This window comes from Shigella flexneri 2a str. 301, assembly GCF_000006925.2.
Taxonomy (GTDB): Bacteria; Pseudomonadota; Gammaproteobacteria; order Enterobacterales; family Enterobacteriaceae; genus ECMA0423.
The window spans coordinates 2,225,747-2,241,354 of record NC_004337.2; the positions used below are offsets into that span (position 1 = coordinate 2,225,747).

Consider the following 15,608-nt stretch of genomic DNA (forward strand, 5'->3'; position numbering starts at 1 on the left):
TGGCAAAAATAAAATCACCCTATAGATGTAATGCCGATCAGTTAAGGATCAGTTGACCGATCCAGTGGCTGTGTAAGAATCCGGAAACGCTCACTTGTTTCCGGATTTTTTTATGCACATTGGACAGGCTCTTGATCTGGTATCCCGTTACGATTCTCTGCGTAACCCACTGACTTCTCTGGGGGATTACCTCGACCCCGAACTCATCTCTCGTTGCCTTGCCGAATCAGGTACTGTAACGCTACGCAAGCGCCGTCTTCCCCTCGAAATGATGGTCTGGTGTATTGTTGGCATGGCGCTTGAGCGTAAAGAACCTCTTCACCAGATTGTGAATCGCCTGGACATCATGCTGCCGGGCAATCGCCCCTTCGTTGCCCCAGTGCCGTTATTCAGGCCCGCCAGCGCCTGGGAAGTGAGGCTGTCCGCCGCGTGTTCACGAAAACAGCGCAGCTCTGGCATAACGCCACGCCGCATCCGCACTGGTGCGGCCTGACCCTGCTGGCCATCGATGGTGTGTTCTGGCGCACACCGGATACACCAGAGAACGATGCAGCCTTCCCCCGCCAGACACATGCCGGGAACCCGGCGCTCTACCCGCAGGTCAAAATGGTCTGCCAGATGGAACTGACCAGCCATCTGCTGACGGCTGCAGCCTTCGGCACGATGAAGAACAGCGAAAATGAGCTTGCTGAGCAACTTATAGAACAAACCGGCGATAACACTCTGACGTTAATGGATAAAGGTTATTACTCACTGGGACTGTTAAATGGCTGGAGCCTGGCGGGAGAACACCGCCACTGGATGATACCTCTCAGAAAGGGAGCGCAATATGAAGAGCTCAGAAAACTGGGTAAAGGCGATCATCTGGTGAAGCTGAAAACCAGCCCGCAGGCACGAAAAAAGTGGCCGGGACTGGGAAATGAAGTGACAGCCCGCCTGCTGACCGTGACGCGCAAAGGAAAAGTCTGCCATCTGCTGACGTCGATGACGGACGCCATGCGCTTCCCCGGAGGAGAAATGGCGGATCTGTACAGTCATCGCTGGGAAATCGAACTGGGATACAGGGAGATAAAACAGACGATGCAACTGAGCAGGCTGACGCTGAGAAGTAAAAAGCCGGAGCTTGTGAAGCAAGAGCTGTGGGGTGTCTTACTGGCTTATAATCTGGTGAGATATCAGATGATTAAAATGGCGGAACATCTGAAAGGTTACTGCCCGAATCAACTGAGTTTCTCAGAATCATGCGGAATGGTGATGAGAATGCTGATGACATTGCAGGGCGCTTCACCGGGACGTATACCGGAGCTGATGCGCGATCTTGCAAGTATGGGACAACTTGTGAAATTACCGACGAGAAGGGGAAGGGCCTTCCCGAGAGTGGTAAAGGAGAGGCCCTGGAAATACCCCACAGCCCCGAAAAAGAGCCAGTCAGTTGCTTAACTGACTGGCATTACCCTATAGATGCACAAAAAACGGGCAAAACTACCTGGTTCGCAAAACTGCGTCTAAAGTTAAACTGGGACCTCGCGAGCAAGGGTGAGACGATGGCGCTTTACACAATTGGTGAAGTGGCGTTGCTTTGTGATATTAATCCTGTCACGTTACGCGCGTGACGCAACATTTTTAAAAATCGACGAAGATCGTCCAGGAGCGCCGTTTTTCAAGGGTTGGATAGATGATTCGTTTACCATGTCGACGAACTTCGACGAATTTCGCCGATAAAAAGTGTCCCATACATGCCCCATTGATGCCCCATAAACAATATCAGGAATTGACACTGGTTATCCATACAGATAAAAATAACACCTGTACATAACTACAGTTACAGGAGGGTGTTATGCGTGTTGAGATCTGTATCGCTAAAGAAAAAATCACTAAAATGCCAAACGGTGCTGTGGATGCGTTAAAGGAAGAATTAACCCGACGCATCAGTAAACGTTATGACGATGTAGAGGTGATCGTAAAAGCCACCAGCAACGATGGCCTTTCTGTTACACGCACCGCAGATAAGGATTCTGCAAAAACATTTGTTCAGGAGACTCTGAAAGATACCTGGGAGTCTGCTGACGAGTGGTTTGTTCACTAATAAACACGTAAAATCGGTAACGGCTGGAAATCATTCAATACTCGCACTATCGAAAGTTTACCAGCCAACCGCAGCACGTCCTGCATACGTCGTGTCTGCGGTTTTTCTTTTTCGCTTACATTGTGTCTGGTTCTTCCGGCCACTCAATATCAGGTGCAGTTGATGTATCAACACGGTTCAGCAACACCCGATACTTCTTCCAGGCTTCCAGCAACGAGTTTTCTTCCTCCGTTGCGATCTCCAGATCTACAGCATCCTGAAGTGGCGCAATATGCTCACTGAATCCCTGGATGTAGAACTGTGTGGTGACGGTCTTCCAGCCATTCGGCTCCTGCTGTATCGAAGCATACCAGGCTATTTCAATATCGCTATGCTGCGGCAGCATTTAACCCCTTGTAATTCATCGCCATAATTGATTTAATTCACAAATAAAACTATAATATGGTGAAATTAATGAAAAAAAACACAGATGATGGGGCTAAAATTTACACACCACTTACCCTAAAGCTTTATGACTGGTGGGTTTTGGGAGTATCAAATCGGCTTGCATGGGGATGTCCTACAAAGGAACACCTTCTTCCACACTTTCTGGAACATTTAGGTAACAACCATCTGGATATTGGTGTTGGAACTGGGTTTTACCTTACTCACGTACCTGAGAGTAGTCTGATATCTTTAATGGATTTGAACGAAGCTAGCCTGAACGCGGCATCTACAAGGGCTGGGGAATCAAAAATTAAACATAAAATTAGCCATGATGTTTTTGAACCTTATCCTGCGGCGTTACATGGTCAATTTGATTCCATTTCCATGTTTTACCTTCTTCACTGCCTGCCTGGAAATATATCTACAAAAAGCTGTGTAATACGCAATGCGGCGCAGGCCTTAACTGATGATGGAACTCTATACGGAGCCACAATTCTTGGCGATGGAGTTGTGCACAATAGCTTCGGTCAAAAACTGATGCGCATTTACAATCAGAAAGGCATCTTTTCAAACACAAAAGATTCCGAAGAAGGCTTAACACATATACTCTCAGAGCATTTCGAGAATGTTAAAACCAAGGTTCAAGGTACTGTAGTAATGTTTTCCGCTTCAGGGAAAAAATAGCATCCAACCGCAGCACGTTCTTGCTTAAGACGTGCTACGGTTTCCTTTACGATTTGGGGTTGCGACTTTACCTCTATTGATAATGCATTCCGGCAGAACGTTCAAATATGAACGTACGATATTTAACTAACCGAAAAACAAAATATAGCACAGGCGAGACATTTACCATCTAAGAAAATAGTATCGTTTTTTTACAGTTAAATCAACATCACTTCCTTAAAATGAAAACAATAAATTTCAATCCTGAAACATTTTATTTCAGCTTATTATTCCCCAGTATCACATTTTATCAGGATATCCTTCTGCGAGGTTATTATGCTTCCTGTAAATAATCCCCCCCTATCCACTGGAAACGTCTCTTTTTACAGAACTACATCAATCGACAATGTTCACAATAATTATCTCTCCGAATGGGTTGAATGGACTAAAAACAGCATTTCCGGAGAAAACAGGGAAACTGCTTTTACCCGGCTCCAATTATGTCTGGAGAACAGTGAAACATCGTTGGACTTATCTTGTTTAGGTCTCAGATCTCTACCACGATTGCCTGACAATCTTGATGAAATTAATGTAAGCAATAACCAACTATCAATGCTCCCCGAGCTACCAAGGGCATTGAAAGAGCTGAATGCAAGCAGTAATCAATTATCTGCACTTCCTGAATTACCAGTGTCGCTGGAATATATAAATGTGAGTGATAACCATTTGTTCGCACTTCCTGAATTACCTGCGTCACTAGAATATATTAATGTAAGTGACAATCACCTGTCTGTACTTCCGAGGTTACCAATGTCATTGGAATTACTTGATGCAGCCAGAAATGCTTTGGAAGTAATACCAGATTTTCCAGAAAGAGATGATCATATTATAAGAATATTCTGGCTTAATCAGAACCGGATCACGGCAATTCCGGAAAGCATACTTGGCCCTGATGAATCCCCTAATGATTTTTATCAAAATCATTAAGTTAAGGTAGATACACATCTTGTCATATGATCAAATGGTTTCGCCAAAAATCAATAATCAGACAACAAAATGTGCGAACTCGATATTTTACACGACTCTCTTTACCAATTCTGCCCCGAATTACACTTAAAACGACTCAACAGCTTAACGTTGGCTTGCCACGCCTTACTTGACTGTAAAACTCTCACTCTTACCGAACTTGGCCGTAACCTGCCAACCAAAGCGAGAACAAAACATAACATCAAACGAATCGACCGATTGTTAGGTAATCGTCACCTCCACAAAGAGCGACTCGCTGTATACCGTTGGCATGCTAGCTTTATCTGTTCGGGCAATACGATGCCCATTGTACTTGTTGACTGGTCTGATATCCGTGAGCAAAAACGGCTTATGGTATTGCGAGCTTCAGTCGCACTACACGGTCGTTCTGTTACTCTTTATGAGAAAGCGTTCCCGCTTTCAGAGCAATGTTCAAAGAAAGCTCATGACCAATTTCTAGCCGACCTTGCGAGCATTCTACCGAGTAACACCACACCGCTCATTGTCAGTGATGCTGGCTTTAAAGTGCCATGGTATAAATCCGTTGAGAAGCTGGGTTGGTACTGGTTAAGTCGAGTAAGAGGAAAAGTCCAATATGCAGACCTAGGAGCGGAAAACTGGAAACCTATCAGCAACTTACATGATATGTCATCTAGTCACTCAAAGACTTTAGGCTATAAGAGGCTGACTAAAAGCAATCCAATCTCATGCCAAATTCTATTGTATAAATCTCGCTCTAAAGGCCGAAAAAATCAGCGCTCGACACGGACTCATTGTCACCACCCGTCACCTAAAATCTACTCAGCGTCGGCAAAGGAGCCATGGATTCTAGCAACTAACTTACCTGTTGAAATTCGAACACCCAAACAACTTGTTAATATCTATTCGAAGCGAATGCAGATTGAAGAAACCTTCCGAGACTTGAAAAGTCCTGCCTACGGACTAGGCCTACGCCATAGCCGAACGAGCAGCTCAGAGCGTTTTGATATCATGCTGCTAATCGCCCTGATGCTTCAACTAACATGTTGGCTTGCGGGCGTTCATGCTCAGAAACAAGGTTGGGACAAGCACTTCCAGGCTAACACAGTCAGAAATCGAAACGTACTCTCAACAGTTCGCTTAGGCATGGAAGTTTTGCGGCATTCTGGCTACACAATAACAAGGGAAGACTCACTCGTGGCTGCAACCCTGCTTACTCAAAATCTATTCACACATGGTTACGTTTTGGGGAAATTATGAGGGGATCTCTCAGTACTTGGCCTCAGTTCTGATAGCGTTGTCAATCTTAGAGAAAATCAACTATCTCCCAGAATAATGCAAACTTTGTTACAACAAACCGCCCAACCGGACTACCACGGCCCACGGATTTACTTCTCCATGAGTGACGGACAACAGAATACACTCCATCGCCCCCTGGCTGATGCCGTGACAGCATGGTTCCCGGAAAACAAACAATCTGATGTATCACAGATATGGCATGCTTTTGAACATGAAGAGCACGCCAACACCTTTTCCGCGTTCCTTGACCGCCTTTCCGATACCGTCTCTGCACGCAATACCTCCGGATTCCGTGAACAGGTCGCTGCATGGCTGGAAAAACTCAGTGCCTCTGCGGAGCTTCGACAGCAGTCTTTCGCTGTTGCTGCTGATGCCACTGAGAGCTGTGAGGACCGTGTCGCGCTCACATGGAACAATCTCCGGAAAACCCTCCTGGTCCATCAGGCATCAGAAGGCCTTTTCGATAATGATACCGGCGCTCTGCTCTCCCTGGGCAGGGAAATGTTCCGCCTCGAAATTCTGGAGGACATTGCCCGGGATAAAGTCAGAACTCTCCATTTTGTGGATGAGATAGAAGTCTACCTGGCCTTCCAGACCATGCTCGCAGAGAAACTTCAGCTCTCCACTGCCGTGAAGGAAATGCGTTTCTATGGCGTGTCGGGAGTGACAGCAAATGACCTCCGCACTGCCGAAGCCATGGTCAGAAGCCGTGAAGAGAATGAATTTACGGACTGGTTCTCCCTCTGGGGACCATGGCATGCTGTACTGAAGCGTACGGAAGCTGACCGCTGGGCGCAGGCAGAAGAGCAGAAATATGAGATGCTGGAGAATGAGTACCCTCAGAGGGTGGCTGACCGGCTGAAAGCATCAGGTCTGAGCGGTGATGCGGATGCGGAGAGGGAAGCCGGTGCACAGGTGATGCGTGAGACTGAACAGCAGATTTACCGTCAGCTGACTGACGAGGTACTGGCCCTGCGATTGCCTGAAAACGGCTCACAACTGCACCATTCATAATCACATCGCATAAACCACAGACCGGACTGACTCCGGAAAAACGGAGGCCCGCCCCCGGGCCTCCCCTGATTCATCCGTTTCCCTGTTCAGCCTGACAGCACGCCCCGGCTGCCGGATGACAGACTCCGCTTCGGTAAGCAAAGCGGTCTTCTGTGATTCCGCCAGTTGCGGCTTATTCATTACTCAACGTCAAACGCCCGAATTGAAGCCAAATCATCCAGACCGCTCAGCTCCTCTTTCATTTCACGCTGACGGCGATAAATCTCATCGTTGCGATCGACCTGCGCCTGCACCATTGCTGCCGCCAGTTCTTCCAGTTCCGGCATCGACAGTTTCACCTGCTGATTATCGGCATCGCTCCACGCCATATGTGTTTGTGCTGTGACAGATTTTGCCAGCATGACTACCGGGGACAGGCGGCCCAGTGAGTCGGGGCCAGCATTCCAGATACGACCGTTCCATTCAAACGTGAACGGCTTCGCCTCCTGTTCTGTGCGCCATGCTTCAATTTCCTGACGTCTGGCCTCTCTGGCCGCTTCCAGCATTTCTGGTGTCACAGTGAATGGGGCTATCTCACCCCATTTGCCACTTTGCAGTTCCTGCCAGATTTGCTGACCCGTCGGTGCGACATCATCAGCGGTGGCTGTGTAGGGGACTGCCTGGTCCCTGTCGTCAAAAAAAAACGTCACAGTCTACTGCGCCACTTTCGGTATAACGGGGATTAATGATTTTTTTAATTTCCACGGTGCATTCCTCTCGATGTGCGAATAAAAAGCCCGGGCATTGCGCCAGAGACATGTGCATCCGGCACCCCGGACAGGGCGCAATATGACCCCGGTAATGAATGCTCTGAACATCCCGTAATGAAAAATTGTGGGGATACTATATACGTTCCGGTGGGAGTACTGGGCACTGAAATCCCCACCGGTCCCAGTCGTGAGCCTCTGTATGACTGCCCCCTGACAAGTCTGATGACTTTATCACCGTCAGCTTCTCCCTGGTACGCAGCAATAATCAGCCCGCCAATGTCAGGGTCTCCCCATCTGTTGCGGACAGAGCTCGCCACGATTCTGTAAATAATATCTTCTGTGGTTATATTTATTTTCACCCAGCCAGTCAGTCTGGATATGGGCCAGTAGCAGTAGCGGGTGTGATAAATGGGGCCGTTAATGCCGTAAAAAGTAAGGGATTTGGCTCTGTACCGCGGTTCTGTTGTCTCAGGGCGTGCATCAGTCCACCGGATGCTGAGCACCCCTTCAAACCGTGTGTCGGGTATGATGATGCCGTAGGGGCCAGCAACGGAATATTCACCTGGCAGCGCATTCCTTACCCAGGCCAGGAAATCACTCTTAGTGTCAAAACGGATAACATCTTCAGGCAGAAAAGCACACCCAAAGCCGAATGCGCCGGGTATCGCCAGACGGCCTTTTGTCCGGTCGTAAATGTCGCTCTGTGCTTCCATCGTGGCCGCACTTTTCAGCCCCAGATTATCCCGGGACTTCTGTTGTGCCTTTTCGCCTGCTGCTGCGGTTTCAGACAGATGGTTAGCCGTTTTCAGAGTGCCGGTCAGCGCAGCATCAATGTCATTTTTGGCCTGCTCTGCTGCGCGGGCATAACCTGCGGCTGCCGCCACATCCTGCGCCGTCTGCTGTGCGTTTCCGGCTGCGGCCCCGGCGCTCTGCTGCGCCTGCGCCACCATTTCCTCAAAGCGTTTGACGACATCCGGTTTCAGGTCGCCCTCATCAGGAGCAATCAGAAAGTCATTCAGCGTGCCGGGCTTTGAGTCCTCATATACAGCAATGTCGCCAACGTTGTACTCGTTGCGCCAGTCCTGTTTCAGATACACACCATATTTTCCAGTCCGCGCATGGAAACAGTATTCACCATCGTTTCCTGCCATCACATCAGCAACAGTGTTCATCACCACTTCCGGGGTGTTTACCCGGGATTTCAGAATAATATGGTATCCGGACATGGGGATACCTGCGCCATCAGTCAGCGCACCTGATATCACTACAGACATTGTTTTTCTCGCGATAAATTAAATCAGGAAGAACCTTCCGGAGAGGCGGGCCATTCAATGGCGTTGTATGAGGATTTATCAGTGATGGTGCTGAAATCCATCGCCTGCAGCGATTTCGCGTAAATACGACAGGCTTTCAGCTTTTCTTTATCTTCGTCGCTGATTAACCCCAGCAGCAGGTCTTCTTCCCATTCCCCTGTCCGGGCACTGACCTGAGCCAGAAGGGCATCACGCTCATCTTCCGCTTTGAGTCTGTAGTCAAAGACAAATTCATCATTGCGGTAAAACCAGTAACCCGGCGCGGTAATCCGTCGGTTAGCGGTAATATCCGGAACTTCGATAACGCTGGCATTGCGTGGCTCGATGCCTGTCACATCCTTACCGACCCACACCACGCGACCATCTCCGGTGTAAGCTATTTTTATTGTGTCGCTGGCGAAATTCTTCAGCTCTTCATACCAGTTTTTTCCGTCTTCTGAAAAAAGCCAGGTGACCGAATATCGTTTTGTCATCTGATATTGTTCTGCTGTTTTCGGATTACCCGCAGTAATATTTTTTAAATGCAACATTGTTAAATACTCGCTACGTTATACCAGGTGCCATTAATCAGTTTTTGCAGTGGTCGGTAATACACACCGTCAACGTTATCCGCTGAGTTACGGCCGGTATCCGATATCGCCATCCCTGACAGCCCGTGTCCCGAAGGTGCGCAAAATCTCCACGAAACGGTGTTACTGCCGGGGCTGTAATACATTTCATGGCCATACCGTACATCCTGTACCCCCTCTGTTCGATATTTATAGCGGGCATCGAAGTTTCCGTAATTTAACGGAATTACCTGTCCGTTAACAGTGAACACTATGCTGTTATCCGGGTTTCTCTGGCTGAAAAAATGCCAGCCTGAATCATCACCAAGCTCTGCAACAACAGGCCTGGATGGATTACCCCACAAATAAAACGCTGCATTTTTCGGTAATGCTGCCAACTTACTGATTTAGTGTATGATGGTGATTTTAAGGTGCTTGCGTGGCTTCCATTTCCATCAGATGTCCTTCCTGCTCCGCTACTGAAGGCGTGGTGCGTAACGGCAAAAGCACTGCCGGACATCAGCGCTATCTCTGCTCTCATTGCCGTAAAACATGGCAACTACAGTTCACTTACACCGCCTCTCAGCCCGGTACGCACCAGAAAATCATTGATATGGCCATGAATGGCGTCGGATGTCGCGCCAGTGCACGCATTATGGGCGTTGGCCTCAACACGGTTTTACGTCACTTAAAAAACTCAGGCCGCAGTCGGTAACCTCGCGCATACAACCGGGCAGTGATGTGATTGTCTGCGCTGAAATGGACGAACATTGGGGCTACGTCGGTGCTAAATCACGTCAGCGCTGGCTGTTTTACGCGTATGACAGGATACGGAGGACGGTTGTGGCGCACGTCTTCGGTGAACGCACTCTGGCCACACTGGAGCGTCTTCTGAGCCTGCTGTCGGCCTTTGAGGTCGTGGTATGGATGACGGATGGCTGGCCGCTGTATGAATCACGCCTGAAGGGAAAGCTGCACGTTATCAGCAAGCGTTACACTCAGCGCATTGAGCGACATAATCTGAATCTGAGACAACATCTGGCAAGGCTGGGACGGAAGTCACTGTCGTTCTCAAAATCGGTGGAGCTGCATGACAAGGCCATCGGGCATTATCTGAACATAAAACACTATCAGTAAGTTGGAGTCATTACCGAAGTACTGTGCATAAATGCACTTTTGTTTTTAGTCCTCAGGTAATAAAACAGCGGCAGTTTTCCGGACCGCACTATAAGGTTGACTCCATCAGGGAGTCATGGACAAGTATCTTAAAACGCGCAGGTCTGAGACACAGAAAATCGTATCAATCCAGGCATACCTATGCATGCTGGTCACTTGCCGCAGGAGCTAATCCTAGTTTTATCGCAAGCCAGATGGGCCACACAAACGCACAAATGGTATTCAATGTTTACGGAGCATGGATGAAAGACAACAATCACGAACAGATAGAACTTCTTAACAGAAGACTATCTGAAAGTGTCCCATGCATGCCCCATAAGAAAGCGGGGTAAAATAAAAACTTGCAAAATCAATTGGTTTACCTTTAATCCCTGTCACGTTACGCGCGTGGCAGAGGCGTTACGGATTGCTGAAACCGCAACGGACAGACGGCGGTCATCGGCTGTTCAACGATGCCGATATTGACCGGATCCGCGAGATCAAACGCTGGATCGACAACGGCGTGCAGGTCAGCAAAGTTAAAATACTGCTCAGTAATGAAAATGTTGATGTGCAGAACGTCTGGCGCGATCAGCAAGAAACATTACTGACTTACCTGCAAAGCGTGAACCGCCCCGGGAATCCTGGAGACTAAACTTCCTGAGAAAGAGGTAAACAGGATGACTAAAAATACTCGTTTTTCCCCCGAAGTCCGTCAACGGGCAGTCCGTATGGTTCTGGAAAGTCAGGGCGAATATGACTCACAATGGGCGACAATTTGTTCCATTGCTCCAAAGATTGGCTGTACGCCGGAGACTCTGCGTGTCTGGGGTCGCCAGCATGAGCGGGATACCGGGGGCGGTGATGGAGGGCTCACCACCGCTGAACGTCAGCGTCTGAAAGAGCCGGAGCGTGAAAATCGTGAACTGCGCCGCAGTAACGATATCCTTCGCCAGGCTTCCGCTTATTTTGCGAAGGCGGAGTTCGACCGCCTCTGGAAAAAATGATGCCACTGCTGGATAAGCTGCGTGAGCAGTACGGGGGCGGACCGCTATGCAGCGAACTGCATATTGCCCCGTCAACGTATTACCACTGTCAGCAACAGCGACATCATCCGGATAAATGCAGTGCCCGTGCGCAGCGCGATGACTGGCTGAAGAAAGAGATACAGCGCGTATACGATGAAAATCACAAGGTATACGGTGTAAAGTCTGGCGTCAGTTGTTACGGGAAGGTATCAGAGTGGCCAGATGCACTGTGGCACGTCTCATGGCGGTTATGGGACTTGCCGGTGTTCTCCGGGGTAAAAAGGTCCGTACGACCATCGGCCGGAAAGCCGTTGCCGCAGGCGACCGCGTAAACCGTCAGTTCGTGGCAGAACGACCTGACCAGCTGTGGGTGGCTGATTTTACTTACGTCAGCACATGGCGGGGCTTCGTCTATGTGGCGTTCATCATTGATGTGTTTGCCGGATACATCGTGGGGTGGCGGGTCTCATCGTCCATGGAAACGACATTCGTGCTGGATGCACTGGAGCAGGCGTTATGGGCCCGTCGACCGTCCGGCACGGTCCATCACAGTGATAAAGGTTCTCAGTATGTATCGCTGGCCTACACACAGCGGCTTAAGGAAGCCGGATTACTGGCATCAACAGGAAGTACAGGCGACTCGTATGACAACGCGATGGCGGAGAGCATCAATGGTCTTTACAAAGCGGAGGTAATACACCGTAAGAGCTGGAAAAACCGTGCAGAAGTGGAACTGGCCACACTAACGTGGGTGGACTGGTATAACAATCGACGATTGCTGGAAAGGCTGGGCCACATCCCTCCGGCAGAAGCAGAAAAAGCTTATTATGCTTCCATCGGAAACGATGATCTGGCAGCCTGAGTTCACAGATAAAACACTCTCCAGGAAACCCGGGGCGGTTCAGCGGCAATCTACATAGCCTGCGAACGTGGATCAAAGAGCGCGGTCAGGATTACCCCGCCCAGACACTCACCACACATCTGTTTATTCCTCTGCGCCGACGGCTTCAGTGCCAACAACCGACTCTCCAGGCGCTGCTGGCGATCCTCGACGGCGTACTGATCAACTACATCGCCATTTGTCTGGCTTCGGCACGTAAAAAACAGGGTAAAGATGCGCTGGTGGTTGGCTGGAATATTCAGGATACCACCCGTCTGTGGCTGGAGGGCTGGATTGCCAGTCAACAAGGATGGCGCATTGATGTCCTCGCTCGCCCACTCGCTCAATCAACTACGCCCTGAACTATTCGAAGGCCGTACATTGCTGGTGTGGTGCGGTGAAAATCGAACCTCCGCCCAACAGCAGCAACTCACCAGTTGGCAAGAACAAGGCCATGATATTTTCCCACTCGGTATTTAATGATTCGTTAACAAATGCGCTTTACTGTACAATCCTTTCGTTAACATAAGGAGTGCATTATGCGCATAGCTAAAATTGGGGTCATCGCCCTGTTCCTGTTTATGGCGTTAGGCGGAATTGGTGGCGTCATGCTCGCAGGTTATACCTTTATTTTGCGTGCTGGCTAAGCGCCTGCACCAGCCTTTCAAACAGGCGGTCTGCGATGATCGCCGCCAGTGCCACCAGTAACGCCCCCTGGATCACATACGCGGTATTAAATCCGCTAAGCCCGATGATGATGGGCGTACCCAGCGTACTGGCCCCTACCGTTGAGGCGATCGTCGCCGTACCAATGTTGATAATCACCGAAGTTCGCACGCCCGCCAGAATCACCGGAGCCGCCAGCGGTAGCTCGACCTTACGCAGTCGCTGACCTCGACTCATTCCCATACCTTTCGCAACTTCTGTCACGCTGGGATCAATCGCTCCCAGCCCGGCAAGTGTCACCTGCAGGATGGGCAGCACACCGTAAAGGATCAAGGCGATAATCGCTGGTTGCAGACCAAAGCCGATCACCGGAACGGCAATCGCCAGCACTGCGACAGGCGGAAAAGTCTGTCCAACGGCGGCAATAGTTTCCACCAGTGGGCGAAATTCCGCGCCCCACGGGCGAGTAACAGCAATTCCAGCACCTGTGCCAATGATCACCGCAAACAAACTCGAAATTCCCACCAGCCAGAAATGAGCCAGTGCCAGAGCTGCAAAACTTTCTTGCTGATAAACGGGTCGTGGCAGTTGTGGGAACAAGGCAGCAAACAGCGGCTGGCTGTAAGGCAGCCAGAAAATCAGCGCCACAAAAAGAGCAATGAGCCAGAACAGCGGATCGCGCAACATCTTCATACGCTTACGCCTCCACCAGCAGATCCTGAAAATGCAGCGTGCCGCAAGGCTGGCCCTGCGTGTTCACCACCGGCAGCACCTCGCATCCCCGCGCGACAAACAGGGAGAGCGCATCGCGTAGCGTCATCTCTTCTGCCAGTGCCTCACCTTCTGCCCGTTCTTCGCGACGCACGTAATCCGCCACGCTACGTAACGAAAGCAGGTGCACCCCCAGTTCACTACGTCCAAAAAACTGGCGGACAAAATCATTCGCCGGACGAGTCAGCATCGTCAGCGGATTCCCCTGCTGCACCACTTCACCGTGATCCATCAATACCAGATGTTCTGCCAGCCGTAGCGCCTCATCAATATCATGAGTGACCAGCACAATAGTGCGCCCCAGCAAACGGTGAATGCGCGTCATCTCTTGTTGCAACGCGCCGCGCGTTACCGGGTCCAGTGCGCCAAAAGGTTCATCCATCAGTAAGACTTGCGGATCGGCAGCCAGTGCACGCGCCACTCCCACACGTTGCTGCTGACCACCGGAAAGCTGATGCGGATAACGCTCACGCAAATTTGACTCCAGCCCCAGTAGCGCCATTAATTCGTCGATACGATCGTCAATCCGCGCCCGCGACCATTTTTGTAATTGCGGCACGGTAGCGATGTTTTGCGCCACGCTCCAGTGGGGGAACAGGCCAATAGATTGAATGGCATAGCCCATCCGGCGGCGCAACTCCAGTACTGGCAGCGAGCGAATTTCTTCTCCGGCAAAGCGGATCACTCCGCTGTCATGCTCCACCAGGCGGTTAATCATTTTCAGGGTGGTGGATTTGCCGGAGCCAGATGTGCCAATCAGCACCGAAAAACTCCCTTCCTGAAAATTGAGATTGAGATCGTTAACGGCTTTTTGTGCGCCGAACAGTTTGCTGACATGGCTAAATTCAATCATTACGTTTCACCTTCAGCAGTGCGATAAGCAAATCGAACAGCGCGTCGGTAAGCACCGCCAGAACAATTACCGGGATCACCCCCAGCAACACTAAATCAATGGCGCTGCTTAGCAGCCCCTGGAAAACCAGCGCACCAAAACCGCCTGCGCCGATTAACGCCGCAATCACCGCCATACCTACAGTTTGCACCATCACCACCCGCAGGCTGCGCAGAAATACCGGTAACGCCAGCGGTAACTGAACATGCAGGAAACGCTGCGCCCCGCTCATCCCCATCGCTCTGGCGCTCTCCAGCACATCGCGCGGGATCTGGTTCAAACCGACTACCACGCCTCGCACCAGCGGCAGCAAGGCATAGAGCACCAGCGCAATCAGTGCGGGTGTCATTCCGGTTCCTGCTATGCCGAGCTTCCCCAGCCACGGAAAGGCCGTAACCAGCGCGGCAAGCGGCGCAATCAACAGGCCAAAGAGCGCCACCGAAGGCACGGTCTGAATGACATTGAGCAGAGAAAAAATTGCCCCCTGCCGCGCAGTGGAAAAGTAGCACCAGATGCCCAACGGCACACCAATCACTAACGCAGGCAGCACCGCACCAAACAGCAACGTCAGATGTTGTGCCAGCGCGTCGTCAAACACATCCTGACGGTTGGCGTATTCTTTCATTAGTGAGAGATCGTTAAGCGTGCCGGAGTACAGCAACCACAGCGGAATAATGGCAATCTGCATATGCAACAACCAGCGCCACAGCGGATGCGTGGAGATTCGGCGGATGGCATCGCTACAGGCCAGCAATGCCAGCGCCGCAGCCAGCCAGAAACCTCTGCCGAGGCTGGTACGCGCCAGCGCACTGCCATTTTGCGCCAGTTGGGTCGCCGCCTTTCCAGCTCCCCACACCAACAATACGAAGACGAATTGCGCCAGAATGAGTGCAAAAATGCTGCCTTTTTTAGCGGGGACAAAACAGGCTGTCAGCCAGGCGCAACCAACGCCCACCAGCATCCAGATCGTTTGCGGCCACAGTTGCCAGAGATGAAGCCCTTCACCCGAGACTAAACGATTAGGCGCGTAACTGATAAACGGCAGCGCCGCTGCGATTGCCGTCAGCAACAACAGCAGCGCCAGAACAGGATTAATACGTAGATAAGTCACGG

At 50.5% G+C, this 15,608-nt stretch carries 13 protein-coding genes, 3 pseudogenes and 7 other annotated features; of the genes and pseudogenes, 9 read left to right on the top strand and 7 right to left on the bottom strand.

Annotated features, from left to right (window positions below):
- Positions 1-27: 27 nt before the first annotated feature.
- Positions 28-1,454 (top strand) — a mobile genetic element.
- Positions 95-1,440, top strand: a sequence feature (Similar to Shigella flexneri conserved hypothetical protein ref: NP_085397.1 (448 aa). BLAST with identity of 77% in 448 aa. This CDS contains an in-frame stop codon. The sequence has been checked and is believed to be correct.). (Overlaps the previous feature by 1,346 nt.)
- Positions 95-1,440 (top strand): annotated as a pseudogene (locus SF2199). (Lies within the feature at positions 28-1,454; overlaps the previous feature by 1,346 nt.)
- A gap of 383 nt (positions 1,455-1,837) precedes the next feature.
- Entirely contained in the window at positions 1,838-2,086 is a 249-nt protein-coding gene (locus SF2200; protein NP_708018.1) for a DNA-damage-inducible protein, read from the top strand.
- 115 nt (positions 2,087-2,201) lie between these two features.
- On the opposite strand, the gene SF2200a is transcribed toward SF2200, so the two are convergent.
- On the bottom strand, positions 2,202-2,471 hold the full coding sequence (locus SF2200a; protein ID YP_008439265.1) for a tail fiber assembly protein: 270 nt from the start codon (positions 2,469-2,471) through the stop codon (positions 2,202-2,204).
- Positions 2,472-2,527: 56 nt separating this feature from the next.
- Here SF2200a and SF2201 point away from each other — a divergent pair, with 56 nt between their 5' ends.
- The gene (locus tag SF2201) at positions 2,528-3,196 is read left to right on the top strand and encodes a hypothetical protein (protein NP_708019.1); all 669 of its coding nucleotides are present in this window, start codon (positions 2,528-2,530) and stop codon (positions 3,194-3,196) included.
- A 315-nt stretch (positions 3,197-3,511) separates the two neighbouring features.
- Positions 3,512-6,493 (top strand) — a sequence feature (Similar to Shigella flexneri IpaH9.8 gb: AAC23714.1 (545 aa). BLAST with identity of 77% in 994 aa. This CDS has been disrupted by insertion. The sequence has been checked and is believed to be correct.).
- Positions 3,512-6,493, top strand: a pseudogene (gene ipaH_6 / locus SF2202). It overlaps the preceding feature by 2,982 nt.
- Positions 4,125-5,453 (top strand) — a mobile genetic element. It overlaps the preceding pseudogene by 1,329 nt.
- Entirely contained in the window at positions 4,232-5,440 is a 1,209-nt protein-coding gene (locus SF2203) for an insertion element iso-IS10R transposase (RefSeq protein ID NP_708020.1), read from the top strand. (Overlaps the previous feature by 1,209 nt.) Before ipaH_6 ends, SF2203 begins: the two are co-directional and overlap by 1,209 nt.
- Positions 6,494-6,672: 179 nt before the next feature.
- Genes SF2204 through SF2206 form a run of 3 tightly spaced genes read right to left on the bottom strand, consistent with a single transcriptional unit; the run spans position 6,673 to position 9,028 of the window.
- Entirely contained in the window at positions 6,673-7,182 is a 510-nt protein-coding gene (locus SF2204; protein NP_708021.3) for a bacteriophage protein, read from the bottom strand.
- 44 nt (positions 7,183-7,226) lie between these two features.
- On the bottom strand, positions 7,227-8,516 hold the full coding sequence (locus SF2205) for a tail fiber protein (RefSeq protein NP_708022.2): 1,290 nt from the start codon (positions 8,514-8,516) through the stop codon (positions 7,227-7,229).
- 23 nt (positions 8,517-8,539) lie between these two features.
- Complete coding sequence (locus SF2206; protein ID NP_708023.1) at positions 8,540-9,028, bottom strand: tail fiber assembly protein; 489 nt, start codon at positions 9,026-9,028, stop codon at positions 8,540-8,542.
- Positions 9,029-9,487: 459 nt separating this feature from the next.
- Positions 9,488-10,255, top strand: a mobile genetic element.
- On the opposite strand from SF2206, the gene insA reads away from it, so the two are divergent.
- The 4 genes and pseudogenes from insA to SF2212 all read left to right on the top strand — a co-directional run bounded on the left by insA (position 9,543) and on the right by SF2212 (position 12,148).
- The gene (gene insA / locus SF2208; RefSeq protein NP_708025.1) at positions 9,543-9,818 is read left to right on the top strand and encodes an insertion element IS1 protein InsA; all 276 of its coding nucleotides are present in this window, start codon (positions 9,543-9,545) and stop codon (positions 9,816-9,818) included. (Overlaps the previous feature by 276 nt.)
- Positions 9,845-10,240 carry an insertion element IS1 protein InsB gene (insB, locus tag SF2209; protein NP_708026.1) on the top strand — a complete coding sequence of 132 codons (396 nt, stop codon included), beginning with the start codon at positions 9,845-9,847 and terminating at the stop codon, positions 10,238-10,240. Its footprint lies within the feature at positions 9,488-10,255.
- A gap of 394 nt (positions 10,256-10,649) precedes the next feature.
- Positions 10,650-12,646: a sequence feature (Similar to Escherichia coli K12 transcriptional regulator gi: 1788448 (244 aa). BLAST with identity of 98% in 666 aa. This CDS has been disrupted by insertion. The sequence has been checked and is believed to be correct.), on the top strand.
- Positions 10,885-12,190: a mobile genetic element, on the top strand. (Overlaps the previous feature by 1,306 nt.)
- Positions 10,939-11,265, top strand: coding sequence for an insertion sequence element IS629 protein (locus tag SF2211; RefSeq protein NP_708027.1), 327 nt, complete (start codon positions 10,939-10,941; stop codon positions 11,263-11,265). It overlaps the preceding feature by 327 nt.
- Positions 11,265-12,148, top strand: a pseudogene (locus tag SF2212). Before SF2211 ends, SF2212 begins: the two are co-directional and overlap by 1 nt.
- Before the next feature lie 147 nt (positions 12,647-12,793).
- On the opposite strand, the gene yehW reads toward SF2212, so the two are convergent.
- The 3 genes from yehW to yehY are packed head-to-tail and all read right to left on the bottom strand — an operon-like array spanning position 12,794 to position 15,606.
- The gene (gene yehW, locus SF2213; RefSeq protein NP_708029.1) at positions 12,794-13,525 is read right to left on the bottom strand and encodes a transport system permease; all 732 of its coding nucleotides are present in this window, start codon (positions 13,523-13,525) and stop codon (positions 12,794-12,796) included.
- A gap of 4 nt (positions 13,526-13,529) precedes the next feature.
- A complete protein-coding gene (gene yehX, locus SF2214; RefSeq protein ID NP_708030.1) occupies positions 13,530-14,456 on the bottom strand; it encodes an ABC transporter ATP-binding protein in 927 nt (308 codons plus the stop codon).
- Entirely contained in the window at positions 14,449-15,606 is a 1,158-nt protein-coding gene (gene yehY / locus SF2215) for a transport system permease (protein NP_708031.2), read from the bottom strand. The genes yehX and yehY overlap by 8 nt, the downstream gene beginning before the upstream one ends.
- Positions 15,607-15,608: the final 2 nt, after the last annotated feature.

Excerpts from the sequence above, each read along its gene's own strand:
- SF2200 (NP_708018.1), top strand. The coding sequence starts at position 1,838 with ATGCGTGTTGAGATCTGTATCGCTAAAGAAAAAATCACTAAAATGCCA.
- SF2200a (YP_008439265.1), bottom strand. The coding sequence starts at position 2,471 with ATGCTGCCGCAGCATAGCGATATTGAAATAGCCTGGTATGCTTCGATA.
- SF2201 (NP_708019.1), top strand. The coding sequence starts at position 2,528 with ATGGTGAAATTAATGAAAAAAAACACAGATGATGGGGCTAAAATTTAC.
- SF2203 (NP_708020.1), top strand. The coding sequence starts at position 4,232 with ATGTGCGAACTCGATATTTTACACGACTCTCTTTACCAATTCTGCCCC.
- SF2205 (NP_708022.2), bottom strand. The coding sequence starts at position 8,516 with ATGTCTGTAGTGATATCAGGTGCGCTGACTGATGGCGCAGGTATCCCC.
- SF2206 (NP_708023.1), bottom strand. The coding sequence starts at position 9,028 with ATGACAAAACGATATTCGGTCACCTGGCTTTTTTCAGAAGACGGAAAA.
- SF2211 (NP_708027.1), top strand. The coding sequence starts at position 10,939 with ATGACTAAAAATACTCGTTTTTCCCCCGAAGTCCGTCAACGGGCAGTC.
- yehW (NP_708029.1), bottom strand. The coding sequence starts at position 13,525 with ATGAAGATGTTGCGCGATCCGCTGTTCTGGCTCATTGCTCTTTTTGTG.
- yehX (NP_708030.1), bottom strand. The coding sequence starts at position 14,456 with ATGATTGAATTTAGCCATGTCAGCAAACTGTTCGGCGCACAAAAAGCC.